At 39.0% G+C, this 23,400-nt stretch carries 22 protein-coding genes; 15 read left to right on the plus strand and 7 right to left on the minus strand.

What is annotated here, in order from left to right; genetic code table 11:
• The first annotated feature begins 130 nt into the window (after positions 1-130).
• Together MSKOL_RS08405 and MSKOL_RS08410 are read left to right on the plus strand one after the other, a co-directional pair.
• Complete coding sequence (locus MSKOL_RS08405) at positions 131-1,303, plus strand: AI-2E family transporter (protein ID WP_231592552.1); 1,173 nt, start codon at positions 131-133, stop codon at positions 1,301-1,303.
• A gap of 4 nt (positions 1,304-1,307) precedes the next feature.
• Positions 1,308-2,216, plus strand: a complete 909-nt coding sequence (locus MSKOL_RS08410) for a hypothetical protein (RefSeq protein WP_048155170.1) — start codon at positions 1,308-1,310, stop codon at positions 2,214-2,216.
• Between the two features lie 167 nt (positions 2,217-2,383).
• Here MSKOL_RS08410 and MSKOL_RS08415 read toward each other — a convergent pair whose 3' ends face one another.
• From MSKOL_RS08415 to MSKOL_RS08425, 3 genes are all read right to left on the minus strand, one after another.
• A complete protein-coding gene (locus MSKOL_RS08415) occupies positions 2,384-3,187 on the minus strand; it encodes a winged helix-turn-helix domain-containing protein (RefSeq protein ID WP_048120256.1) in 804 nt (267 codons plus the stop codon).
• Between the two features lie 799 nt (positions 3,188-3,986).
• Entirely contained in the window at positions 3,987-4,913 is a 927-nt protein-coding gene (locus tag MSKOL_RS08420; protein ID WP_048155174.1) for a hypothetical protein, read from the minus strand.
• A 958-nt stretch (positions 4,914-5,871) separates the two neighbouring features.
• Positions 5,872-6,483 carry a superoxide dismutase gene (locus MSKOL_RS08425; protein ID WP_048155176.1) on the minus strand — a complete coding sequence of 204 codons (612 nt, stop codon included), beginning with the start codon at positions 6,481-6,483 and terminating at the stop codon, positions 5,872-5,874.
• A gap of 810 nt (positions 6,484-7,293) precedes the next feature.
• Here MSKOL_RS08425 and MSKOL_RS08430 point away from each other — a divergent pair.
• Both MSKOL_RS08430 and MSKOL_RS08435 read left to right on the plus strand, forming a co-directional pair.
• Positions 7,294-7,737 (plus strand): ester cyclase, encoded by a 444-nt coding sequence (locus tag MSKOL_RS08430; RefSeq protein ID WP_048155179.1) that lies wholly within the window; start codon positions 7,294-7,296, stop codon positions 7,735-7,737.
• A gap of 165 nt (positions 7,738-7,902) precedes the next feature.
• A complete protein-coding gene (locus MSKOL_RS08435) occupies positions 7,903-8,955 on the plus strand; it encodes a metal-dependent hydrolase (protein WP_048155182.1) in 1,053 nt (350 codons plus the stop codon).
• 468 nt (positions 8,956-9,423) lie between these two features.
• Here MSKOL_RS08435 and MSKOL_RS08440 read toward each other — a convergent pair whose 3' ends face one another.
• Positions 9,424-9,846 (minus strand): secondary thiamine-phosphate synthase enzyme YjbQ, encoded by a 423-nt coding sequence (locus MSKOL_RS08440; protein ID WP_048155185.1) that lies wholly within the window; start codon positions 9,844-9,846, stop codon positions 9,424-9,426.
• Positions 9,847-10,008: 162 nt separating this feature from the next.
• Positions 10,009-10,488, minus strand: a complete 480-nt coding sequence (locus MSKOL_RS08445) for a hypothetical protein (protein ID WP_156151012.1) — start codon at positions 10,486-10,488, stop codon at positions 10,009-10,011.
• 670 nt (positions 10,489-11,158) lie between these two features.
• Here MSKOL_RS08445 and MSKOL_RS08450 point away from each other — a divergent pair.
• From MSKOL_RS08450 to MSKOL_RS08495, 10 genes are all read left to right on the plus strand, one after another.
• Positions 11,159-11,800, plus strand: coding sequence for an HAD family hydrolase (locus tag MSKOL_RS08450; RefSeq protein ID WP_048155191.1), 642 nt, complete (start codon positions 11,159-11,161; stop codon positions 11,798-11,800).
• A 287-nt stretch (positions 11,801-12,087) separates the two neighbouring features.
• Entirely contained in the window at positions 12,088-12,297 is a 210-nt protein-coding gene (locus MSKOL_RS08455) for a hypothetical protein (RefSeq protein ID WP_156151013.1), read from the plus strand.
• On the plus strand, positions 12,290-12,457 hold the full coding sequence (locus tag MSKOL_RS20040) for a hypothetical protein (protein ID WP_156151014.1): 168 nt from the start codon (positions 12,290-12,292) through the stop codon (positions 12,455-12,457). Before MSKOL_RS08455 ends, MSKOL_RS20040 begins: the two co-directional genes overlap by 8 nt.
• Before the next feature lie 372 nt (positions 12,458-12,829).
• Positions 12,830-13,252, plus strand: coding sequence for a helix-turn-helix domain containing protein (locus MSKOL_RS08465; protein WP_048120272.1), 423 nt, complete (start codon positions 12,830-12,832; stop codon positions 13,250-13,252).
• Positions 13,253-13,989: 737 nt separating this feature from the next.
• A complete protein-coding gene (locus MSKOL_RS08470; RefSeq protein ID WP_048155198.1) occupies positions 13,990-14,739 on the plus strand; it encodes an AzlC family ABC transporter permease in 750 nt (249 codons plus the stop codon).
• A gap of 236 nt (positions 14,740-14,975) precedes the next feature.
• Positions 14,976-15,314, plus strand: a complete 339-nt coding sequence (locus MSKOL_RS08475; protein ID WP_048155201.1) for a branched-chain amino acid transporter permease — start codon at positions 14,976-14,978, stop codon at positions 15,312-15,314.
• A gap of 218 nt (positions 15,315-15,532) precedes the next feature.
• Positions 15,533-16,390 (plus strand): 4Fe-4S binding protein, encoded by an 858-nt coding sequence (locus MSKOL_RS08480; RefSeq protein WP_048155203.1) that lies wholly within the window; start codon positions 15,533-15,535, stop codon positions 16,388-16,390.
• A gap of 483 nt (positions 16,391-16,873) precedes the next feature.
• The gene (gene tnpA / locus MSKOL_RS08485; protein ID WP_048155206.1) at positions 16,874-17,338 is read left to right on the plus strand and encodes an IS200/IS605 family transposase; all 465 of its coding nucleotides are present in this window, start codon (positions 16,874-16,876) and stop codon (positions 17,336-17,338) included.
• Between the two features lie 702 nt (positions 17,339-18,040).
• On the plus strand, positions 18,041-18,925 hold the full coding sequence (gene htpX / locus MSKOL_RS08490; RefSeq protein ID WP_048155211.1) for a zinc metalloprotease HtpX: 885 nt from the start codon (positions 18,041-18,043) through the stop codon (positions 18,923-18,925).
• 168 nt (positions 18,926-19,093) lie between these two features.
• On the plus strand, positions 19,094-19,693 hold the full coding sequence (locus MSKOL_RS08495; RefSeq protein ID WP_048155214.1) for a hypothetical protein: 600 nt from the start codon (positions 19,094-19,096) through the stop codon (positions 19,691-19,693).
• A gap of 43 nt (positions 19,694-19,736) precedes the next feature.
• Here the strand turns inward: MSKOL_RS08495 and MSKOL_RS08500 are convergent, their stop codons facing one another.
• Both MSKOL_RS08500 and MSKOL_RS08505 read right to left on the minus strand, forming a co-directional pair.
• Positions 19,737-20,699, minus strand: coding sequence for a carbohydrate kinase (locus MSKOL_RS08500; RefSeq protein ID WP_048155218.1), 963 nt, complete (start codon positions 20,697-20,699; stop codon positions 19,737-19,739).
• A 423-nt stretch (positions 20,700-21,122) separates the two neighbouring features.
• On the minus strand, positions 21,123-21,635 hold the full coding sequence (locus MSKOL_RS08505) for a DUF1670 domain-containing protein (protein WP_231592554.1): 513 nt from the start codon (positions 21,633-21,635) through the stop codon (positions 21,123-21,125).
• Between the two features lie 170 nt (positions 21,636-21,805).
• On the opposite strand from MSKOL_RS08505, the gene MSKOL_RS08510 reads away from it, so the two are divergent.
• On the plus strand, positions 21,806-23,389 hold the full coding sequence (locus MSKOL_RS08510) for a transglutaminase family protein (RefSeq protein WP_048155221.1): 1,584 nt from the start codon (positions 21,806-21,808) through the stop codon (positions 23,387-23,389).
• Positions 23,390-23,400 lie beyond the last annotated feature (11 nt).

Genomic DNA, 23,400 nt, shown 5'->3' on the forward strand with positions numbered 1-23,400 from the left:
TAAGCCTTTTCAAAAAACGTCTTTCCTGCAAGCCTTTTAAAAAAAGGCTTGAGCGAAAACCACAGCAACGACAGGTCGGCGTGATCAACCGGCGCAACGGTTGATCGAAAACTCCTGGCAACGTTTGAATTTGAGTTCCTTATCCCCGCACCCTATCGGCGTGATCAACCGGCGCAACGGTTGCGGGTCAACGGTTGCGGGCCAACGGTTTATTTGGAACAGTCGTAATTATATTTTAATAATAGAAAGCCAATTAAGTTTGATGAAAAAAGCTGTAAAGATGACTTTGGCCCTTCTCATAATTGTTGTTCTGACTGTGCTTATTGCTTATGCTACACTTCCTTTTTTAAATTATATTTTTGGGGCCCTGATCCTTTTCGTTATATTTCGTCCTTTATATCATTTTCTCGTAAGAAAACTAAGGCTCCAGAAACAATTAGCAGCCATACTTGTAATAATAATTTCTATCTTTGTTGTACTGGTCCCTCTTTACTTTCTTTTGAATACAGTCATCGACGAAATTGAACAGCTTTTAGTTAATCAGGCATCTATTCTCACGTCTATTGAGGCTGGAGGCCACTTTTTAACTGATTCTCTCTCAAGGTTGAATATTCCTGTAGATATATTCCAGAAAAAAATTGAAGAAAAAGCAATGGAACTTGCTTCGCGGGCCGTTAATTACACAAGCCTGTTCATTGTGGGGTCAATCCAGAGTATAAGCCAGCAGTCCATCGGGCTATTGATAATGTACTTCATGCTCTATTACCTCTTTACTGGAGAAGACTCGGATTTTATGCGTCAAGTCTCTGTTGCAGTTCCTTTCAATGAAGAAAATACAGCCACTCTTCTGGATGAATTCCGGAGAATGGTTCGGACGACTCTTATCGCCAGCGGGGCAGTTGCTCTTGTCCAGGGTGGAATTCTGACTATAGTATTTGTTATCTTTAATATCCAGGGAGCTTTCCTCTGGGGCTTCATTGCAGCAATTCTATCCTTCTTGCCTGTTGTCGGAGCGCCCGTTGTCTGGGTTCCTGCAACTATTGTCCAGTTTTTCCAGGAAGACTATCCTGCAGCGCTTGCTATACTTGCAGCCGGGATTTTTATAAGTGTTATTGACAACTTCCTCAGGCCCATTATCCAGAAAAGAGTTGGAGAAATCCATCCATTTCTGTCCCTGCTTGGGGTTGTTATAGGAGTATCCCTTTTCGGACTGTTAGGAATCGTTATAGGCCCCCTCTTGCTCTCCTACTTTGTTCTGACCGTACAGATGTTTTCCAGAGAATACCTTTCTGGAAAGGAGTGAAAATGTGCAGATCGAAATACTCGGGTGTGAGTCTTTTGGAGCAAGATCTCTTGCCTGCGTTGTAAAGACGGAAGATAGGAAAATCCTGATCGATCCCGGAGTTGCGCTTGCACGCTTACGTTCAGGCCTGCTTCCCCACCCAATAGAAGTTGCTGCTGCTTTCAGGATAAGGGAAAAAGTTCTTTCTGCATTTGGGCAGGCGACAGATGTTGTTATCAGCCATTTTCACGGTGACCATATGCCAATGAGGGCTGAAGATCCGTATCAGCTCCCGATGGAAGCCCTCCCTTCGCTTGACGGGATAACCTTCTGGTGCAAAGGCCCGGAAAAAATCTCAGGCCTGTCTTCAAAGCGGAGGCGTGAACTTTCGGATTTTCTGGGTTTTCCTCTCCCGGCTTCGGAAGGCGTGAAGTCTGGCAATATGGAATTTTCTTCTCCTGTTCCTCATGGTGCCAGAGAAAAAGGCTTCGGGACTGTAATGATGACCCGGATCTGCGAGGGAGATGATGTTTTTGTCCATAGTTCTGACATCCAGCTTCTGGACAGGGAAACCGTCCTTAAGGTGCTTGCCTGGGAACCTACAATTGTTTTTGCCTCAGGCCCTCCTCTTTATCTTTCACACCGCGTTCCTGAGGCAGGAAAACAGGCCTTGGAAAATGCTCTCCTTCTAGCCAGGCGTGTTGATACTCTGATTCTGGACCACCATTTGCTCAGGTCTTTTGAAGGGTACAACTGGTTAAAAGAACTGGATGGAATGGTTGAAACCCGCGTCCTCTGTGCTGCAGAGTTTATGGGAAAGACCCCGAATCTTCTTGAGGCTCAGAGGAAAAACCTTTATGAAAAAATGCCCGTACCTCCGGGCTGGCACGAAGAATATTCAAAAGGTAAAGCAGGTTTTGAAGAATATCTCTGAAATGCGGCTGGAAGAAATAGAAACACCCCTGTTTCCCTGGAGCATATAGGCTCACAGGTTGGTTTTTAAAATTCCAATTTTATTCGGTCAGGGGACGCCGGTATAATTATTGATATTCTGCATTGGATGCGATTGTCTATATTACACGTGGGTGTAATTGTCTATATTTACGCTTGGGTGTAATTGTCTATATTCTTAATTTGTTCAGAGTGCTGTTCATAGTAGTCATAGAGTTCTTTTCCCCAGGCCAGAGCTCCTGGCTCAAAGCAGATCACATATTTTCGGTCAAAGACCGTGCTTTTCGGGAAAAGGGCCAATGCCATAAAATTATCCGCGGCTACAACCGCAGATATCCTTTCGCAGTCCGTGCAGACAAAAAGTTTAGCATTTTCCTTTTTCAGGTATTGTTCGGTCTGTTCCCTGTAATCTTCGATCCATCTTTTCAGGATGGACTCGGGGAGTAACAGCGATATAGGGATTCCTTTTTCGGCAATTTCCAGGTAAAAAGAAGGGAAAAGCGGGTGGAAATATGAAATTGCAACCCTTAGCTCTTTTGCCATCCGGACATTTCTGACGTATTCCGGGATCATCTCAAACATATAGTCTACCTGAGGTTCGATTATAGTGCAGTGCCCAAGCTCGCAAATTCTTTGCAGGAGAAAAGGTGGAATCTCATTCACTTCCCTTTCTGCCCAGTAATTCGCGTTCTCTTCTAGAACAGCAAGCGTGTCCACAAGAGGCTTCATCTTCTCAACCACAACTCTGCCTATCTCGCTAAGCTTATAGAGGTTTTTTTCCTGGACTATCAGGTGCTGCTCTTTGAGCTTTTTTACCTGGGGCTGAACTGCGGTTGCACTGGCACTGAGAGCTTTTTTTATTGTTTCAATATCCTTTGGTCCTTCAAGCAGAAGAAGCAGTACATTCTTTCTTTTTTCAGAGAGGAGGATCAGATCGAGTAGATTGTTTTCCATATTATGCACCTTGACCGACTGCCTGCAGGCTTGTAAATGTATAGATGTTTCGTAAATTAGAAGAAGATTCGCAATAAGGAATCTTCACACTAAAAACTGGATTATACTAATGTTAGCATGAAAATGCTGCCATCTGCAAACATTTTCATTGTTTGTGCATGTTATTCAAAGAGTATCATGTTCGTTTAGCATGAAAATACTGCCATCTGCAAGCATTTTCATTGTTTGTGCATGTTATTCAAAGAGTATCATGTTCGTTTTCTATAAAGTTCGTTTTCTATAAAGTTCGTTTTCTATAAAGTTCGTTTTTCTATAAAGTTCGTTTTTCTATAAAGTTCGTTTTTCTATAAAGTTCGTTTTCTATAAAATTTGAAAATTTATAGTTAATATATTTTTCTCTTTAATTTATGAACGTAGTGCATTTTTATCCATTTTTTTCCAAGTAAGTGCTTTTTTCCTGAGAAAAACTCAACTCATAAACTCAATTTCAAAATGCATATTTGTTCAACGAATTATGTTTATTGAGGTGAAACTCCCAAATCGAGCTACCCAAATTTCACTCTGGAACTTAGGGATCAGGTTAATGGATTCCAGAAACCATTGATAATAATCCCATAAAATTTGGAAACCAAATAATTAGCATGAAAATGCTGCCATCTGCAAGCATTTTCATTGGCTGTGCATGTTATTCAAAGAATATCATGTTTGTTTTTTAAGGAATTAGTTTGCTGCGAAGAATAGATATTTGTCATTAAGAGATACTGTTAATATGAATTAATATGAATTACTTTTTAAACTTTCAGAACAGTTTCGCTGAGCCGTCATTATAGGCTTTATAGTACTTACTATAGTACACATTATCCAGCCAATATGATTTACTTCCGGTTCCAAAAAATTTAGCAACTTTGGTTTCTGCGTTTTCATATCCATCTACTTGATGTCCAGGAATAATGAGAACACTGTCATCGTGGTGGGCATTTGAAACGACGTTTCCATTTGGTAGTTTCCAGAGCCGTAAATGATAGCCACCGAGAAGTCTGTATTTATTGTCTGCCATTCCGTCTCCAGCAACCCAATTTCCATTAGGATATGATATATAATGAGTGTATTCTACGGGATTGTCAATCCATTTTTTCTTAAGGATCGTATTTTTAACTGTCTTCAGACTTTTCTGTTTCCATATTAAATTTATGGGGTCTGCCACTACATAATAAGTATTCTGTCCCGAGGTAATCTTTGAGAAAGTCCATTGGGGGTAGGAAATAGAGGCTAAAGAAGAACTGTTCCACCACTCAAAAGGATCATTGCTAGTTGTAATCACTACAGATTTTTGGGTTACAAATTCTTTCTTATCTCCTGGTTTCAGTTTCAAACTATCGCTTTTTGTACTAAGAGCGATCTCTTTTCCGTCAGAGACTGGAAAAGTCTGAGATCTTGTTAGTTCATTTTCCTTAAATTTAGACTTAAGTCCTATTCCCGAATAAGTTTCAGTGATTTTGAGTGTACCATCTGTTTTGTAATCATAAACCGTTGTCACTTCAACTTCCATAGTATGAGACTGTTGCCATTCACTCCATTGTAAATCATCAACAGATTTCTGTTCACTCTCTTCTTTCTCTGTGACTGGTTCTTCCGAAGTGGCATTTGCCACCGGGCCAAGCACTATCCCAAAAAACAGGGTCACTAAAAGCATAACTATAAGCTTTAATCTTTTGTTCTTGTTCATTTGCTCTACTCCGGGTAATTTCATAGAGTGATATGAATAAAGAGCTAGTCTTTTATAGAAACTTGGACACGTATATAACTTTACTAATTTCTCATTTCGTATATATTTATATACTATCAATTGCAGCATTTCGAGAACTTGCAGTCCTTTTCATTGCCTGAGTCCTGTCTCGGGAAAACGGTGTCCTTTTCGCTACGCTGCACTTCGCTCAAAAGGACTGTTTTCGGGAAAGTTTCAAAATTGTATTGTCACGCACGCAGTGTGGCCTTTCAGAAAAAATTAAAAAACATTATAAGTGTTTTTGTTTTTTAAAAAACGCACATGATATTCTTCGAAAAATGAAGTAACTATTCAACATAGGAAAAACACTCTCAATAAACATCTTCTTAAATTTAAAATGGGCAAAATTCTATTGTCCAATTTTTCATAACTGTTGTTAATGATCGCGCTTTTTGGTTTTATACAGTTGGTAATTCTATGCTTATGAAACATTAAAATCAATAGCAATAAACCTATTTTTTGTACGCTGAATAGATGCCAATAAATTACCATTTTTCTTGTATTTTTCCTATATTGGAGAAGAGAATCAAACCATTAAAGTAATCAATACAGGTTAAAACAACACAAAGAGTCATTGTTTAAAAACCGGATTCAAGATGTATATCTAAAATATTTTTTTATAGAAATATTATTTGACTTGATGAAGTTAGTTGTTATTTGTTTCATGAAACTATATTTATAACGGAAAAATTATACTTCATGGTTGGACGTGGAAAGGAAATGTGACAAAGTCAAGATAGAAAGCCCGTTTAAATAAGCTGGAATTGATCTCGATAAAAAACTACCCCTGAAAATAATCTGATTCCAAAAAAAATAATTTGATTCCGATTACTTATTTTTCCAATAATGATAAACGTAATCGGAATAGGCGTGAAATCTTTAAAAAGCAACTTTCAAATTATTTCTGGACTTTTGCGAAGTATTTATCGATTTCTTCCCAGTCGATTATATTCCAGAATCCTTCAATGAACTTACCTCTATTGTTTTTGTAATCGACATAGTAAGCATGCTCCCACACATCGAGCGCCATGAGGATAGGGTAATCCGGAGCTATATTTACATTGTGCTTTTCGATCTGCATTATCATAAGTCTATTTGTATCATTACAGAAGGTTAAGGCTGCCCATCCGGAACCCTCAACGCTTGATGCAACCTGGGTAAACTCCTTTTTAAACCTTTCAAAACTTCCAAAGTTATCTTTGATCACCTCGGCCAGTTCACCCACGGCCTCTTTGCTCGCATTACTCTCAGGGGTCATCTCCCACCAGAAGTAATTGTGAAGGATATGTCCACCCAGGTTGAAAGACAGGGCTTTTGCAGTTGCCTTGTAATCAAAGTCAGTTCCTTCTTTCCTTGCCTTGTCCATCATTTCTATAGCTGCATTTGCGTTAGTAACATAAGCCTGGTGGTGCTTGTCATGATGTAACTTGAGTTGTTCTTCGGAAATATAAGGTGCCAGGTCGTCATATCCATATTTCAAATCCGGTAATTTGTATAATCCTTTATCCATGTTGTTTTACCCTCTTACTGATCGCCGGTTTTGCAAAATTTGTTTGAAACTTAATCCGAAATTTAATTTGTTTGAAGCTCATGTATCGAACTCAAGCTTTAAGCCTCGGTTCAATAAAACTCCATTACAAATTCTGCTAACCAGTTCTCCCCTTAACGATATTAACAGAAATCTGTCACTTAAACGATTCTGCTTAAGGCAATTCTAAGGTGAATCTAAAGTGACTCAAAGGTCACTATGCCTTTTTATCTCGTCAATTACATACTAAATTGCCGCATGACAATTCCAGATGTAAAATATAGTTATACGCCACATCTATTTAAAGGTAAAAGATGAAAACTAATAAAATATTTTTGTAATTATTCATCTGGGATTAATATTAAAATTTTGAATATTAAAATAACGATGATTATTTTCTTATGTTTCCAGTACTTAGCAAATTTATATATACCAGAACATTTCGCTACAAAATACAGAATTAAAAATTAATAAATGAAATTTTTGTTAACATTTATAGTTTCCAGTACTGGAGTACCATAAATTTTGTAAGAGAGGCAAAACTCAATTGAATTAATACAAAGCTGCAAGAATATATCTGTATTGAATTATATAATTAACAGCGGCTCAAAAACGTATTTTAAAATTAGGCTCAAAAACGTATTTTAAAATTAATAAGTACATCCATTAGCTTCCTGTTGGGATTTTTTGGGATAATTGGTACCTAATTATGGGTTTCATTAATTGTTCTGAATCTGTAGTTTAAATTAAATTTATTGATAATCGTTTTTTGGGATCAAGAATAAATAGGGGATGGTGGGAGTGACAGTAGAAGAAAACCTGCAACTGATGGTGACTCTGGATGATGCATGGAATTCACAGGACTGGGATACCTTCAAGAAACGTCATGCTAAAGAAGTTGCTGTGTACTGGCCGGGTCAACCGGAACCTACAAGAGGAAAAAAGGCACATCATGAAGAAGCCATGCAATTTTTTCAGACATTTCCGGACAGCCATGTCGAGAACAGGCCGTATAAGGTGCTTTTTGGCCAGGGCGACTGGACATGTTCAGTAGCCACATTCACAGGTACCATGAAAGGACCTATGAAAGGGTCCAATGGAAAAGAAATCCAGCCTACAAATAAGAAATTCAAAGTGGAATTCTGTACAGTTGCTCACTGGAAAGATGGTGAGATCATCGAAGAGAAGCTTTTCTATGACCTTGTAGGATTGATGAAGCAGATTGGCCTGATGTGAGGAAAAAATAATCATTTTTTCAAATCCACCCTGGAGTTTCTGGTATTTTCTGTTTTTGATATTTCTTCATTTTTTATTTCTCCTATTCTGGCAGATTTTTGCAAGTCCATTCAATTAAACATATATATTTTAACAGTTTTCTTCTTTAATTAAGGGAGAAAGCAAATGGTAAATACACTTTCCCACCTAGGGATCGGTCTTCTGATTGCCCTAGCCTTTGGCTTCAAAGGAAAAAAACGAAATGCTCTCGGGTTTTTGGCAATCCTTCCTGACCTGGATTTTATCCCATACATCCTGTTTGCTCTCATCAGCGGCAGTGTAAGCCACGAGACACGAAACCAGCTCTTCTACCTGCTTGGCCACAGGGAATTCCTGCACTCAATCCTCTTCATCCTGCTTGTCACACTTTTCATCTGGTTTAAAACAAAAGACCGCCTGTTCACAGCAGCCGGCTTTGCAGCCATATTTTCCCACATCTACCTTGATTATGCGACAAGCTGGAAAATGCGTCCCTTCTACCCTTTCAGTACCGAGACGTCTACTCTCGGAGCTATTTATTTCTTCGATCCTCTAGCAAATATTCTTCCCCTGCTGCCCGTTTTCGTTTTAGTTATAGCATACATGAAAAGCCGCGGAAAATGGAAAGGAAAATTCAATGATTTCTGTGCCTTTGTCACGAAAAAACGGAGTAAACTCTATCCCGCGCTTTTAATTGTGCTTTTGGTATGGCTTGCAGTCCTGCCGGTGGTAAAATTATTTTTTGTGAATTATATTTCCGGCGCTGAAGGCGCAAAAATCAGCTATCAGGACACCTATCCGTCTTCTGTAGGGAAGTTTATTTCGGCGTATTCGTATAACTCCACTCATTACAGGATTATGGAAGTTAGCTACTGGTCCGGGATCGAAAGAAGCAATTACATCGAAAAAGTCAACGTGATCGGCGCTGTTCCGGATGCCTCCGTGTATATTGAAAGAACCGGAAAACTTTATAGTACAGCCGTTCCTCAGGAAATCGATTATCCTGTTTACAGCGTTTCGGAAGAAAATGGCTCGGTAACTGTTACGCTGAGCGATGCAAGGGATCAGTATGTTAAATACTGGGCTTATTTCAAAGCGGTTTACAGGTTCGTTTTTGAGAAGGAAAGTGAGGAATATATTGCTTATGCAAGTGAACCGGGGGAAAGGGAGAAAAGATTGGAGAAGAATTGGTTTGAGTAAAAAACCTATAGAAACATAACAATTTTTGAATATTTTTAGGTCCTTCGTTTTTTTGTGGATAATAACCCCTAGTGCATCGACCCTTATTTTAATATATAATTAAACATTATATTAATTATATAACATTGCTTATGCCTCGTATAAGTCATCGTCCTAAATGAGGAAATTAAGATAGTGTCGAGTCAATCATCAAGGATTCAATGGCTCTGAATAATTGCAATTGATTTTATACGACATTTTGCGGTTGACTCGACAATAGTGATTATTTCCTATGTTGAAAAACTAGGTATTCAGGCAATTGGAAATGTTTAACGCTTCGTGGCTGAATATCATCGAAAGTTTTTTCAGTAAAATGGTGAGAGGCGTGTTGAGATGAATAAAAATATACTCAATAACAAAATTAAAAGAACAAATTAGTCAATATATACCCCAGTTTAACGAGATCCCTCTTTTAGAAAACAAAACCGTTTAACAGTCCCCGAGAATCTGCAGTACGATTCTTCTTACTTTTTCAATCCTGTCAAAGTTAATGTACACAATCTGTTGCCAGGTTCCAAGAGTAAGGTTTTTTTCAACAAAAGGCACTGTAAGGCTCGGACCGATAAGCATAGCTCTTAAATGCGAGCCTCCATTATAATCTCCCCAAGTTTTGTGATGGTGATAGTCTCTGTCAAGAGGAATTAGCTGACCAAGCGCTTCAGAGACGTCTTTTGAGAGATTAGGCTCAAATTCCATCGTGGTTATTGCTCCGGTTGACCCAATACAAAAGATCGTAACCGTTCCATTTCTTATTTTTGATTTTCTTATTTCTTCTGAGATTATTTTGGTAATATCAACAATTCCGCAGTCCTCTTTTCCGGTTACAGAGATATCCCTTGTTTCAACTGGCATGAAAAGATGATTGGTGAGTTGTATTGATAAATTTTTCTAAGTATCTGAAAAATCTCCTGTTAGTCTTGCTACTGCTGCACTGCTTCTAAAGAGTAGAATCAATGCAAAAATCAGGAAAAAGTATGGAGATATCCATTTTTTGATTCTATAACGCCAATTGCATTAACTTTCACTCTTGAAGCTAATTTGGCGACCCTGTTTTGTTTCAGTGTTCTTGCTGGTTTCAGTGTTCTTGCTGGTTTCACTATTCGCGCTGGTATTAGCTTTGCTGGTTTCATTATTCTTGCTGTTTTCGAGAGCCTGGCTGGTTTCGAGAGCCTGACTGTTTTCGAGAGTCTGGCTTGTTCCATGTCCCTCTTGGCCTCCAAGGTCTAGTTGACCATCGGGGTAACCTTCATCATAACCGTGTATGTAACCTTCGTTATAGCTACTATTCTCACCTAAGCCACCTTTTACATCATAATATTTGCCATTGAAAGCAGTCTGATAGCTGTCTCGGTAGCCATCTTCGTAGCCATGCTGGTAGTCGGGAGACCTCATGCCCGACATTCTTACTCCTAGTATCAAAGTTAGTATGACAAAGACTGCCAGCAAAACTACACTCACTTTAATCCAGTTTCTATTATTCGATTCGTTTATCAATCAACTTTCCCTCGGCAGATTATTAATAATAGATATTCACACTTATTTCTCTAAATAATATAAAGTAAATAATATTAAGTAGTATTATTATGTCAATTCCGGGCAAAATCTTTTAGGTTATATACAGAAGATTTACATGTGTTTAAAGGTCTTATAAAGAGCTAGTTTGTTTTGTGTTACTTCTTAATGTGTATATTTCTTTTGATTTTATTCTCTTAACCAGCTCATTTATATCTGTTTAAATCTTATTTTTTAATATAAGTTATGACATAAAATCATACTGGTAATTTTGATCTGGAATTCCAGGACATCAGAATATCCACCAAAAGCTTCAAATTCTGGAATTAACTCATGAAATAGCTTAATTAATTCTAATTAAATTATCCTGTATATGAATTTTTATTTTTTTGTTTAATGGTTATGACAAAAGTACTTGTAGCAAGTGCCTTTAAGAATAATATCTACCCTACATTTTATGTCTTTAATTCTAAAAATATAAGGCATGCGAATGTAAGGAGTAAATAAAAAACCTTTGTTTTTGGGCGAAAAGATATTATGCCAGTACAGCAGGACTTTATGTTGATATTGCAGGATTTTAGTCCACTCCTGTGGAATTTTAATCCACTCCTGCAGGATTCTCTATCAACAGCAGGACTCAAGGCGGGAGAGTATGAAATATAGTACTGTTATTTTTGATTTTGATTACACATTAGCCGATGCAACGAGTGGTATTGTGTCAAGTTTCAATTATGCCTTCAGCAAGCTGGACATTCCCTGCTTTGACCGTGAAAGTATAAAAAAAACTGTTGGACTACCACTCGACAAAGCATTTATTCAGCTAACAAAGAACGAAAACGAAGTTTTGATAAATCAGTTTCTAAGCTTGTTTCGGGAAAAGGCTAACGAGGTAATGTCCAGAGATACAGTGCTGTATGCCGACACAGTAAATACTTTAGAACGATTAAAACGGAGTGGGCTCAATACAGGTATTGTAACCACAAAATATCATTTTAGAATCGATGAGACCTTAAACATGCATGGGGTCCTGGATTTAATAGATATTATTGTTGGAGGAGAGGATGTTAAAGTCCCCAAACCGTCTCCAGAAGGATTACTCCTTGCAATTGACAGCCTTAGTGAACAACTTGATAATGTGCTATATATTGGAGATAGTCTGATTGATGCTAAAACGGCCCTGGCAGCAAATGTTGATTTTGCGGCTGTGACAACAGGAACGACAATGGGAACTGAGTTTTTACAATATCCTTATGTAAAGATAGTGAAAAGTTTGTCCGAACTTTTTAATGAGTAAAGACTATTTCTTTTATTTTTGGATCAGCGTATACTTAAAATAACGTAGTCCCAACATTCAGCTGCGGATACACTGCAGACAGGAGAAGAAGAATGCAGAGTTTTGTATCAGGCGTACAAAACCTGGCTGAGAGTGTAGGTGCTCCAATTGAGGCCACAGAAGTGGCCCTGTAACCGTAATTGAAACGCTAAGAACCATGAACCCGAAAGTTATGTAATCCCTTTTGCCAGGCGAGGAGAAAATGAAGGACGTGATGTCCGGCATAGATGCGGTGGGTTAATCAGGTCATGGAGAGGGCTGATCCCTTAAAAAACCGGGTGATAAGTAACCTTGTAAGGTTAGTAAACCCTACAGGCCTTCCTGGAATTACAGGACTCTTTACTGAGGACGATCCGGACAGCGTCAATGAACATGCTAAAAAACGGGTATATTCTGCCTTTTGGGCAGTTGTGGGAAAAAGGCTTAACAATTGGAACAGGCCCTACCCCAGTGAATAAAATCATTTTGATGCTCAGGGATATAATAATTGCAGGTGAGGCAAAGCCAGGCTTTATTGTAGGCCACAGTATCTCTATTGAGGACGCGACTGCCGCCTACAGGGAGTTTTCTCAGCGTGCAGAAGGTTATACGAAAGTAGCAATTAAATATGAATATTAAAAAATTTAGATATAACTACCATGAATATAAGTTTAAAGTTAATAATTATGAACAGTGAGGTTTTTAAAACTCATTTTTCATTTTCCCGGGCTAATGAATGTAAAATGTCTCTCTATATGGTTTTGAATGATCTTATGGGATCTAAGTTTCTAATAAATATGAAGTTCATGAGAAAGGCTCTGAGACAGTTTTTATCCATTCTCATAAATAATAAATACAATGGATTTTATTTGTATAATTGTATGAGCCAATCTGATAATGAATTTTAAATAACGCTTGTCTTTATGCTGATGAATCAATCTGAAACAAAGTGTTTGAAACGAACCGAGCAAAATAAATATATTATTGAAGTTACAACTTATTGATTATATTATGTCAGTTGAAAACCAAAATGAGACTGTTTGCCCAAATCCTGAATGTAAGTATTATCTCAGGATAGAAGGGAAAGCTATTATAAAACGAGGAAAGTATAAAACCGGCCATCAGCGGTACTACTGTAAGCACTGTGGAAAATTTTTTATGGATACGAAAGGTACCGCTGTTTATCGCAAGCATCTATCTGCAGATGAGATAAGACTGATATATCGGCTATTCCTTGAAAAAAACGGGATAAGAAGTATTGAACGAATAACAGGGCATCATAGGGATACAATAAGCCACTTGATAAAAGACACAGTAAAGAACCAGAAAACGGAAGAATACTTTGTCAAGCAGATCGGGCTTACAGCCAGTGAATGTGAAAAATTATGGGGACTTCTTGAAAAAAAAAGAGAAACTTCTCGAAATAAACTCTGAAATAGCAGTCATATGTTTATTTTCCTGAGTATAGGCAGGCCGATGCATAGTGTCCGAAAGTATATAGCCTTGCAAAAAGAAATATCCGACACTTATGGAAGCATTTAGGGCTTACCAAGTTTCTATACTGCATAATGTGAATACCTTAGAAGCTATCTATAAACCGAGAATCATTTGTCCACTTGCCATAATGTCCGCAGACACATTACAGCCTGATTTCGTACCTTTTGGTTTAAGCATCAACCTGTTTTCGCTTATTCCACTTCACGATTCTTACGATGGTTCACTTTACGTTCTTCATAGGGGTTCACCCTACGTTCTTCATAGTATTCTTATCCTGACCAATTATCAAAGCCAGATTCCTTGAGTTATTGATATTGTCATGTGAACTTCACAAAAAAGTTACCATTTGTGAATGTCACACTAAGATTACCTCAAATGGAAAAGGTAGCTTATAACGCAATTCATAGTATAGCTTCTTGTCGCACCTGCAGAATGTGGAACTCTATTTATCAACAACATTTATCAACATTTGTCAACAGTTTATATTTATTTCATAAATACTCCGTTGCTTGCAGTGGAGTGCGTTAGTGCAAATTTGATTTCTAAATGCAAGCAGGCTGACGGTTCTTACTCCCGAAAGTAATTCTATGTTGACAAAAGATATATATGATAAATATAATTTCTGTATTTCATTTTTCAAAAGAAATTACAGCAGGCAGTAGAAGATAGATAGCATGGTCAGAAATGGGGAGTACAAAAGGGAAGCAGGCGAGCAAAATAAAGATCTTTTAACCATCGCCTTCAAAACCACAATTCCTGTGCTTCTTGGGTACATACCTCTTGGAATGGCTTTTGGGTTTCTGCTTGACGGTGCAGGATATCACTGGATCTATGCTTTTATTATGAGCCTTTTTGTCTACGCAGGTTCTGGCCAGTTTCTGGCAGTAGCTTTACTTTCTACCGGCGCAGGACTAACTGAGTTTGCCATAGCCACATTACTTCTGAATTTCAGGCATGCTTTTTATGGTTTGTCCCTGCTTGAGAAGTTTTCCGGTATCGGAAAGGTTAAACCTTATCTTATCTTTGCACTAACCGACGAGACATATGCTCTCCTGACCACAACAGATGTCCCGCAGGGCAGCTCAAAATCAAAGTTTTACTTTTATATTGCAGCCCTTGACCACCTCTACTGGATCGCAGGTTCAGTTATGGGAGCTGCACTTGGTTCTGTACTGGATCTTAATCTTGAAGGCATGAGTTTCGTTCTGACCGCGCTATTTGTAGTGTTGACCATAGAGCAATATTTCAGTTCAGAGGCGCGTTTTCCCTTCATAGCCGCAGTTGGTGCGGGGGCCCTGTCTCTTATTCTGTTCAGCTCTGACAACATGTTGCTTGCTTCAATCATTCTTGGGACTCTGATTCTGATTGGCAGGGAAAAGTCAATGCAGAGAGCACAAAGAAAGCAGAAAACACAGGAAACATAGGAAACGGAGAAAACACAGGAAACGGAGAAAACACAGGAAACGGAGAAAACACAGGAAACGGAGAAAACACAGGAAACGGAGAAAACACAGGAAACGGAGAAAACACAGGAAACGGAGAAAACACAGGAAACGGAGAAAACACAGAAAATGCAGGGCATTTCACAAATAAAGAAAGAAATTCGGTTGATTAATACATCCATGCAGTCTGTTGAAGATAAAATAAAGGAGGAAAACTGATGCTGAGCGCTCTTCAAATGTTCATTACCATTGCAGTCATAGCGCTTGCAACCTTTGCAACCAGAGCTCTTCCATTCCTGTTTTTTGGCTCAAGGGAACCCCCTGAAATGCTTGCGGTTATTGAAAAAAACCTGCCTCCTATGATTCTCCTGCTGCTTGTTATCTACTGCTTAAAAGACGTTCAATGGCTTACAGCTCCTTACGGGATTCCGGAATTTGTCACCATAGGTGTCGTTGCCGGGCTGCATTTCTGGAAAAGAAATGCCATGCTTAGCATCTTTATAGGAACAGCGCTTTATATGGTACTCGTGCAGTTCAACGTTTTTTCATTTCTCTGAATTTTTCTCCTGTCTTTCATTGATCCAGTTTTCTTGTCTGTATTTGATAAAAATCTCCTGTTTTCTCTGGTACAGGTATGTTTCCAAATTATTTACATCTCAAGGTTCGGTTAAAGCTGCAATCTTTAAAAAGCCGAAATCTATTAAAAAAGCCAACTGAAAAAAGACAAAAATATTTATATAGGTCAATAATAATGCCTTTGCATAAGTGACCTTATATGAATGATAAAAAAATCGATGTGTCTTTACTAAAAAGTAAAGGATTTCTGCCTCAGAGGCAGGAAAACATGTTTTCAATGCGTCTGAAGGTCGTGAGTGGGAATCTGGATGTCGAAAAACTGCGGGCAATTGCAGATGCAGTCGAGAAATATGGCTCTGGCTATGTTCACATAACCTCAAGGCAGCAGATTGAGGTTCCTTTTGTTAAACTTGAAGATGCGGAAGCAGCAAACAACGAACTTGAAGAGCAGGGTATTTTTGGAGGCTCTGCCGGAAAAAGGGTAAGAGCCGTGGTTGCCTGCCAGGGAGATAGGGTCTGTAGAAACGGGTTAATTAACTGCGAAAGCATAGCTTGCAAGATCGATGAAAAATACTTTGGGGAAGCTGTCCCTAAAAAACTCAAGATTGCAGTAACAGGCTGCCCTTCAGCATGTGTAAGACCTCAGGAAAATGATTTTGGAGTCATGGGTACGGTAAGTCCCAAAACCGTCGAAGAAAATTGCGTCGGCTGCAAGCGCTGTGAAAAGGCTTGTAAAGTGGGAGCAATAAAAGTCCAGGAAGATAAAGCTTCTATAGATACTGAAAAGTGCATCCTCTGCGGGGCATGTATTGCAGCCTGCCGGAAAGATGCCCTGAGAGCAGAAAAAACCGGATGCACGATCTTCGTTGGAGGCAAGGCCGGACGCCAGCCCATGCAGGGGATAAAGCTTCTTGAGCTTGCAGACGAAGAGCAGCTTTTCTCAGTCCTTGAAAAAACCTTTGAGTATTACAGGAGAGAAGGTCTTGACGGAGAGAGATTAGGAGAACTCATTGAAAGGCTCGGTATCGACAAGTATAAGGAAGAAGTCCTTTCCTGAGCTTTGTAGAAATTCGTAGTTTCAGCTTAAATGAACTTACAATTTCTTTGTTTATTTTGTACCATCACTCTTAATTTTATTTTTTTTATTGATCTTCATCTCTTCTTTTTCTTCTGGTTTCTTGTATCCTCTTCAAATTTTATGGGCAAGAGTAAATTTCATGTATTTGATGAAAATTTAATAATTAAACCAAGTTTAAAAAACAACCTCAAGTGATACACTCAACTTTTCAACTGGATTATAAAATTGTGCACATTTTTTGAGTTGGAAAATTCGACATTGAATTTGAAGATGATACGATTTATTACTACGGGAGTGCAGAGGGTCACGAATACCCCGTCCTTTAGGTCGGGGATGAAGTGGACCCTCGCCTCTTCGCTTTTCACTTTAAATCTCTAAATCCTTATTTTTTTGTAAAATAAGCTTTTTTTGGCACCATAGCCACAGATGGTGCCAGCCATCTATGGCTAGGATGTGATATTAGTGGAATTACACAGTTTTAGCCATGGCTATGGTCAGATTACTTACCACATCGTGTTGGTGCCTAAGTATCGATACAGTATATTCTACAATAAGCGAATTAAAAAGGATTGCGAGTTAATTCTCATTAACATTTGCGCTAAAAATGGCTACAAAATACACGCAATGGAAGTAGTAGACAATCATGTTCACTTGTTTCTAGAGTTCCATCCAAGTAATTCTCTATCAGAGGTAATTCAATATTTAAAAGGAGGCAGTTCTTACAGACTATTTAAGCTCCATCCTGATCTTAAAAAACAATATTGGGGTGGAAGTCTATGGTCAAATGGCAAATTCTATCGATCCGTTGGAAACGTAACTGCTGATACGATCAAGCATTACATTAAAGAATCGCAAGGAAAACCGAGTGAAGAGTCTCAATTGCATAGGTTCGTGAGATCCGAGCAAAGAAGACTTGATGATTTCTAACTACCAGAACAACCGGGCGGGCGGCCCATCAGCATACCCCATCCTTTAGGTTGGGGTGGCCGCACGCAATTTGATTTTGTTTAATGGTGTATTAATGATAAGTATATGATAAACATCAGATTTTTAATGATAGACAGTAATTCTTGTCGAATAAAAGAAGCTTTGAGCCTTTCCAGAAGGGGGAAAGGACTTTAATCTTTGAGGAAATATTTTATCCGATATATAGCTGGATTATTTCATATTCCCAAAGAGAAAAACAATCATGTTATGCCTTCGTAACTCTTTCCCAAATCTTACTAAAAATTTTTCTTTTTGTGTGCAGCCTTCTTTGAGTTACAGGTCAATACCTGTAAGTACACTCAGTCAGACTTTGCTTCCATTTAACGGAAGCTATATTTATAAGTTTAATATCAGTATGTTTGATATTTTATATTTAATATTTGTAAGCTTAATATCAGTATATTTAATATTTGCAGGTTTAATATTTTATTTAACATGGGTTTGATTATAATTTAAACTCAGACTTAATAATCATTTAAAACGCGCTTAACTTTAACCGCATATAACTATAATCGCACTTTACTTTAGTTGCAATTCGCTGCAACAGCACTTTACTTAAGAAGTAATCGATTGAAATCGTGCCTACGCGCAATTAACAATCAGAGATTTCTACATATAAACCATACTCAGGAGCAGTAATCAATGAAACGAAAGTGGGAACGGGATTTGGGACTTCAGGGACGGATGATTTTCACGATGTTTCTTCTGGCAGCAGTTTACTTTATATTCCTGTTGTTTCTTTCGTACAACGGGACTCCGCCAGTGTTTATGATGCTTTTTGTAGGCTCTTTTATGGTTATCCAGTACTTTTACTCAGATAAACTGGTGCTGTGGTCAACAGGCGCACAGATCGTTTCTGAAAGCGAGGCCCCACAACTGCATGGGATAATTACACGGCTCTGTGCAATAGCTGACCTCCCGAAACCTAAGGTGGCAATTGTCAGGACTCAGGTCCCGAATGCTTTTGCAACAGGCCGAAACCAGAACAACGCTGTTGTTGCAGTTACAACAGGAATTCTGGACAAACTATCTCCAGCCGAACTTGAGGCCGTGCTTGCTCACGAACTTACCCATGTCAAGAACAGGGATATGGCTATCATGACAATTGCCAGTTTTATCTCAACGCTGGCTTTTTACTTTGTCCGTTACAGCCTCTACTTTGGAGATATGGGAGGAGACAGGAGAAAAGAAGGCGGAGGCATTTTGCTTGTCTGGTTAGTTTCACTTGCAGTCTGGGCGGTTAGTTTCCTACTTATTCGAGCCCTTTCCCGCTACAGGGAATATGCCGCAGACAGGGGCGCAGCCATTATTACCGGACAGCCATCGGACCTTGCATCGGCCCTAATGAAGATCAGTGGAGTCATGTCCAGGGTCCCGAGTGAAGACCTCAGGTCAGTAGAGGGGATGAATGCCTTTTTTATCATCCCTGCAATCTCAGGTTCTTCCATAATGGACATTTTTTCCACTCACCCGTCTGTGGAAAAAAGAATAGCCAAACTTGAAAAGATGCAGCAGGATCTGGGTTAACCTTGTGTACTGGCAAAATCCCGGTTACAGGACTAATCCCGGTTACAGGACTAATCCCATTTACAGGGCGAATCCAGGTTACAGGACTAATCCAGGTCATAAAATATTAGTTAATAGAAACAAATTCATAGCACGAATTAAGAACATGACTTAAAAAGGAGAAACTAAATGGGTCTTCGCGATTTAGTGGATGCAGTTCTAGGGAAGAGTGCGCTTCCGAAAGCAAAAAGTGAGAAACTATTTGCAATGTCTACAGCCAGTATTACTCTGGAAAGCAATCTTGGCCTAACGCCTTCAGGATCGGCAGGGATCTGCTTTAAGCCAATAGGGGCTTCAGCGTACGAATCTGCGCGAAAGGAAATTCAGGAGCTTCTGGAGTATAGTTCAAAGGAAACAGAAACCGAGTTCAGGCTGGAAAAAGATGAGTTCAATTTCCTGTGGGCTATTTTTAAAGACCCGGATTTAGAAGATCTTGTTGCAAACATTCACCTTGTAAGTGAAACTCTTGAAGAACACGGCTTTGGCGGGCAGCTTCTCTGTGCCATTTACAGGTTTGACAGCGAACCCGAAGCCGGAAAATCCAGCCGTGGAGAAACCGTTTACTGGATCTACAATTTTAAGCAGGGAACTTATTATCCATTTATCCCGCTTTCCGGCAAGCAGAGAGACAGCCCCTTTGAATTCAGGTTAAGGGCAGAAATGGAAAGGGAAATGCCTATCGAGGAAAATGTAGAAAAGTGGTACCCTCTATGGGGAATTCCATTCTAAAAGACTGCGGTGCCGATAAGTTCAACCCGTTTTTTGATCACGTTCAGGTTTTGATCAAGCTCAGCTTTAATCCTTGAGCTTTGAGCTCTTCCATAAGCTCTTTTGAATAATCAGGTACTGCACCAGCTTTCGATGCAACATACGTTCCAAGGATGCAGGCAATTGAGGCGGCTTTTGAAACTCCGTATCCTGAGAGAAAGGTGTAAAGGAAACCTGCGGAGAAGGCATCTCCAGCTCCGACGGTGTCTGCAATCTCGGCAGGAGTAGTTTCTACCTCCTCATAAACGTCTTTATGGTAAACCGCAGCTCCTTTAGGCCCCCTTGATATGCAGATTACGGAAATTTCAGGGTATTTTTCGGTAACCAGGCGACAGAAAGCTTTGTAAGAAGTAAGAGGTTTGCAGGTGCCGGAAATACCAGAAATCAAGCAGGAAATGGTGTTTGCTTCTTCCTCATTCAGCTTTAAAATAGTTGTGTGTTCTAGCGAAGACAGTATCCATTCTTTTTTATAATTCCCTGTCCTGAGGTTTACATCGTAGAAGAAATATTTTGCTTTTATTTCCAAAAACAGCCTTTCCAGAGTTTTTCGGTTTTCTTCCGTCCTCTGGGCAAGGGTTCCAAAGCAGAAAACATCCCATTCTCCATCGGAAATGGCCTCAAACTCCTTTTCACTCGGCGTAATTGCATCCCAGGCAACACCTTTGTTAATCGTGAAAACCGGAATTCCTTCAGCCTGCAGTTCAACAGTAACCGTCCCTGTCGGCCTTTTTTTATCAATTACGACGTAAGAGGTATCAATCCCCATTGCTTCAGCTCTGGCAAGCAGGCTTTTTCCAAGCTCATCCCTTCCGACTGCAGTAATCACAGCCGATTTTGCTCCCAATTTTGCAAGGTGGGCTGCGAGGTTCAGCGGAGCTCCTCCAAGGTGGGCTGAACCCTTTATAATGTCAAAAAGAGCTTCTCCGAATGTAAGGGCTTTAATTGGCTTTAGATGATCCTTTTTCACTCTTTAACTCCTTTATACCACTTATATTAGTTCATCCCAAAACTTGATTTGGGAATGATTCAAGTAGAATCTCAAGGTATTTGTTGCCAAGCATCATTATTGAGATAATGAAATTATGGATCAACTCCTGAACTGCAAATTTGAAGTTATATTTTCATTGGTCATCGATTAAGGTTTAAAATGTTATTCTTGCCACTGATTTTACATTACTTAAATATATTCAATTTATGGCTCTTCGTTGTTTTGTGTGGATATCCTCATAATATTCTCATAAAAACCAATGCGGTCTTGAGTTGAAAATCATCTTATCCATACGGAATAGCGAAGAGCCCAATTTATTCAATTTATTCAATTTATTCAATTTATTCAATTTATTCAATTTATTCAATTTATTCAATTCATTCAATGATGTTCCAGCCTCCTCTATTCTTGAAAACACGATCCGGAATATTTTCCCTTAAATGTGGTTAAAGAAACTTGCCAAAAAGAAGAACCAATATCTTTGACCACTCTTTTCAGGGGAACATAAAGTTTCTTTTCTCGGAAATTCTTTAAGTCCTTTTTTATAGTACTGTAACTGCGTTTTAAAAGTTTTACAAAATCTTTGACTGTTAAAAGAGCGTGCTGATTTCTAGCCTCTTGAGTGATTCGTAGCAATATGCGTTGTCTGTATGCTGAGAAACCAAATTTTTCGTGGACATCCGTGTCTTCAGGAGTATCTAATGTTAGGATAACCTCTACATGCTTTGAACCAAGAAGTGATTTTCCAGGACCATCTTCATCAGAGATGGAAAGATAAAGAATTTGACCATTACAAATTCCAGAATTATTATTCTGAAAGAAATTTTTACTAATAATAACTATTGTATCTGCAATTATATGAGCGAAGTTGAAACCATTTATTAAACGAAGACGAAATATTTGCTCCTTAGTCATCCTACTCTTTGTAACATATATGTCGTTTATATGAGCCACCAATGATACATTTAGGTCGTGGGGGCATATGAACCAATAGGAGAAACTTTCAAATAACTACACTTACATAATATTTTTTTAAAGTTGAGCTGGGTTTACAGTATAATTTCTGTTTTCAGGGGGGTGTACTTTTGATTGATGCTGAAATTTCACATACAATCGCCAGGCTAGCCAAGCTAGCAATATTACTTGTTGTTTTGTATGGAGCTGTTCACAGGCTCAGGTCCAATTATACTGCTCCGGCAATACTAATTATTGCTCTCTGTGGGGTAGGGGTGGTTATTGTGGATTTTGATGGAGACAAATTAAATACACCCAGTGAGATTCAGCATGATACCAGTATATTCGCATCTGATTCGGATTCTGACGGAATTTCGGATGGATATGAGGTCAACACACTCCATACTGATCCTGCAAACGGCGATACTGATTCCGATAAAATCTCGGACTTTGACGAGGTAAACAAGTATAAAACCAATCCGTTAAGCGAAAATTCTGACGGAGACTTATACGGAGATTATCAGGAGATCTTTGAGTTCGGTACAGACCCCAATTCCAGGACGGTGTCAAAGATAATAGTCAAAACTTCTCCTGTGAATGGTGATATATTCATAGATGGAGAATTTCAGGGTAATGGGCAAATATCAATAGAGTTGAAGCCTGGTACATACAAAGTGCAATACGGTAATGTAAATAATTATCATTCTCCTCAGTCTCAGTTAGTGACCTTAAAATTTGGACAACAAATGAATATTGTTGGGGATTATGAGTCTTACTCTCCTTCAAAACTGGCGATTTCAAGTGCAGTATCCGATATGTCTGGTGTGAGTCCGGCAGTATATAGTTATTATGTAAATAACAAGAAGAAGCTTTTCCAGGTGACTATTGCTAACAAAGGGGAATCGTCTGCAGAAAATGTTATTCTGTCTACTCGCATTGAAGGTGGAGATTGGATCTCATCATCAATCAATGGGATCTCTCCGAATAAAGTATCGAAAATCGGGGTAACCCCAAGCATACCCGAAGAGTTATTTGAAAAAGCCGGCAAAGAATCAACGAAAAATCTGTATTTGAAACTCGAATACAGTTCATCAGGAACAAAACAGCCTTTTGTGGAAAGCACTATTCCCCTCAAGGTATATGGTAAAAATGCGCTTCCATTAGCAGATACTTCCAGGCTGGCATCTTCAGATGCAGGTATCTCATCAAAATCGTTTTATTCGTATTACATCGATCCACATGACTCAAATGTGAGGAGTATTGCAGCAAATGCAACAAAGGGCACTGATGACGATCTAGAAAAAGCCAAACTAATTTTTGATGCGCTTGGCCAACACGGAGTATATTATGTTTCCGATCCCCATGACCCATTGGGGACTGGTATAGATTATATCCAGACTCCATCCGAAACTTTATCTCTGAAAGGTGGAGATTGCGACGATCTGGCTGTACTTTATGCATCTGCACTTGAGTCTGTAGGTGTGAATACGGCACTGATCCATATCCCTTGTCATGTGTTTGTTGCATTTAAAGTGGATGGGATATGGAATTTAATTGAAACAACGATGATAAAAGCCCCTGAGAGTACTGACGACGATGAAGTCTCATATTTCGATCAGGCGACATCCTCTGGATATGATACGTATACAGAAAATGCAAATTCAGCACTAATCGTGATGACTGAAGAAGCCTGGGAACAGGGAATTACGTCGTAAACGGTCTATAT

The sequence above is a fragment of the Methanosarcina sp. Kolksee genome, from assembly GCF_000969945.1.
GTDB lineage: Archaea > Halobacteriota > Methanosarcinia > Methanosarcinales > Methanosarcinaceae > Methanosarcina > Methanosarcina vacuolata.

Coding starts and splice junctions, on each gene's coding strand:
- MSKOL_RS08415 (WP_048120256.1), bottom strand. CDS start 3,187: ATGGAAAACAATCTACTCGATCTGATCCTCCTCTCTGAAAAAAGAAAG.
- MSKOL_RS08420 (WP_048155174.1), bottom strand. CDS start 4,913: ATGAACAAGAACAAAAGATTAAAGCTTATAGTTATGCTTTTAGTGACC.
- MSKOL_RS08425 (WP_048155176.1), bottom strand. CDS start 6,483: ATGGATAAAGGATTATACAAATTACCGGATTTGAAATATGGATATGAC.
- MSKOL_RS08430 (WP_048155179.1), top strand. CDS start 7,294: ATGGTGGGAGTGACAGTAGAAGAAAACCTGCAACTGATGGTGACTCTG.
- MSKOL_RS08435 (WP_048155182.1), top strand. CDS start 7,903: ATGGTAAATACACTTTCCCACCTAGGGATCGGTCTTCTGATTGCCCTA.
- MSKOL_RS08440 (WP_048155185.1), bottom strand. CDS start 9,846: ATGCCAGTTGAAACAAGGGATATCTCTGTAACCGGAAAAGAGGACTGC.
- MSKOL_RS08450 (WP_048155191.1), top strand. CDS start 11,159: ATGAAATATAGTACTGTTATTTTTGATTTTGATTACACATTAGCCGAT.
- MSKOL_RS08455 (WP_156151013.1), top strand. CDS start 12,088: ATGGAGAGGGCTGATCCCTTAAAAAACCGGGTGATAAGTAACCTTGTA.
- MSKOL_RS08465 (WP_048120272.1), top strand. CDS start 12,830: ATGTCAGTTGAAAACCAAAATGAGACTGTTTGCCCAAATCCTGAATGT.
- MSKOL_RS08470 (WP_048155198.1), top strand. CDS start 13,990: ATGGTCAGAAATGGGGAGTACAAAAGGGAAGCAGGCGAGCAAAATAAA.
- MSKOL_RS08475 (WP_048155201.1), top strand. CDS start 14,976: ATGCTGAGCGCTCTTCAAATGTTCATTACCATTGCAGTCATAGCGCTT.
- MSKOL_RS08480 (WP_048155203.1), top strand. CDS start 15,533: ATGAATGATAAAAAAATCGATGTGTCTTTACTAAAAAGTAAAGGATTT.
- htpX (WP_048155211.1), top strand. CDS start 18,041: ATGAAACGAAAGTGGGAACGGGATTTGGGACTTCAGGGACGGATGATT.
- MSKOL_RS08495 (WP_048155214.1), top strand. CDS start 19,094: ATGGGTCTTCGCGATTTAGTGGATGCAGTTCTAGGGAAGAGTGCGCTT.
- MSKOL_RS08505 (WP_231592554.1), bottom strand. CDS start 21,635: ATGACTAAGGAGCAAATATTTCGTCTTCGTTTAATAAATGGTTTCAAC.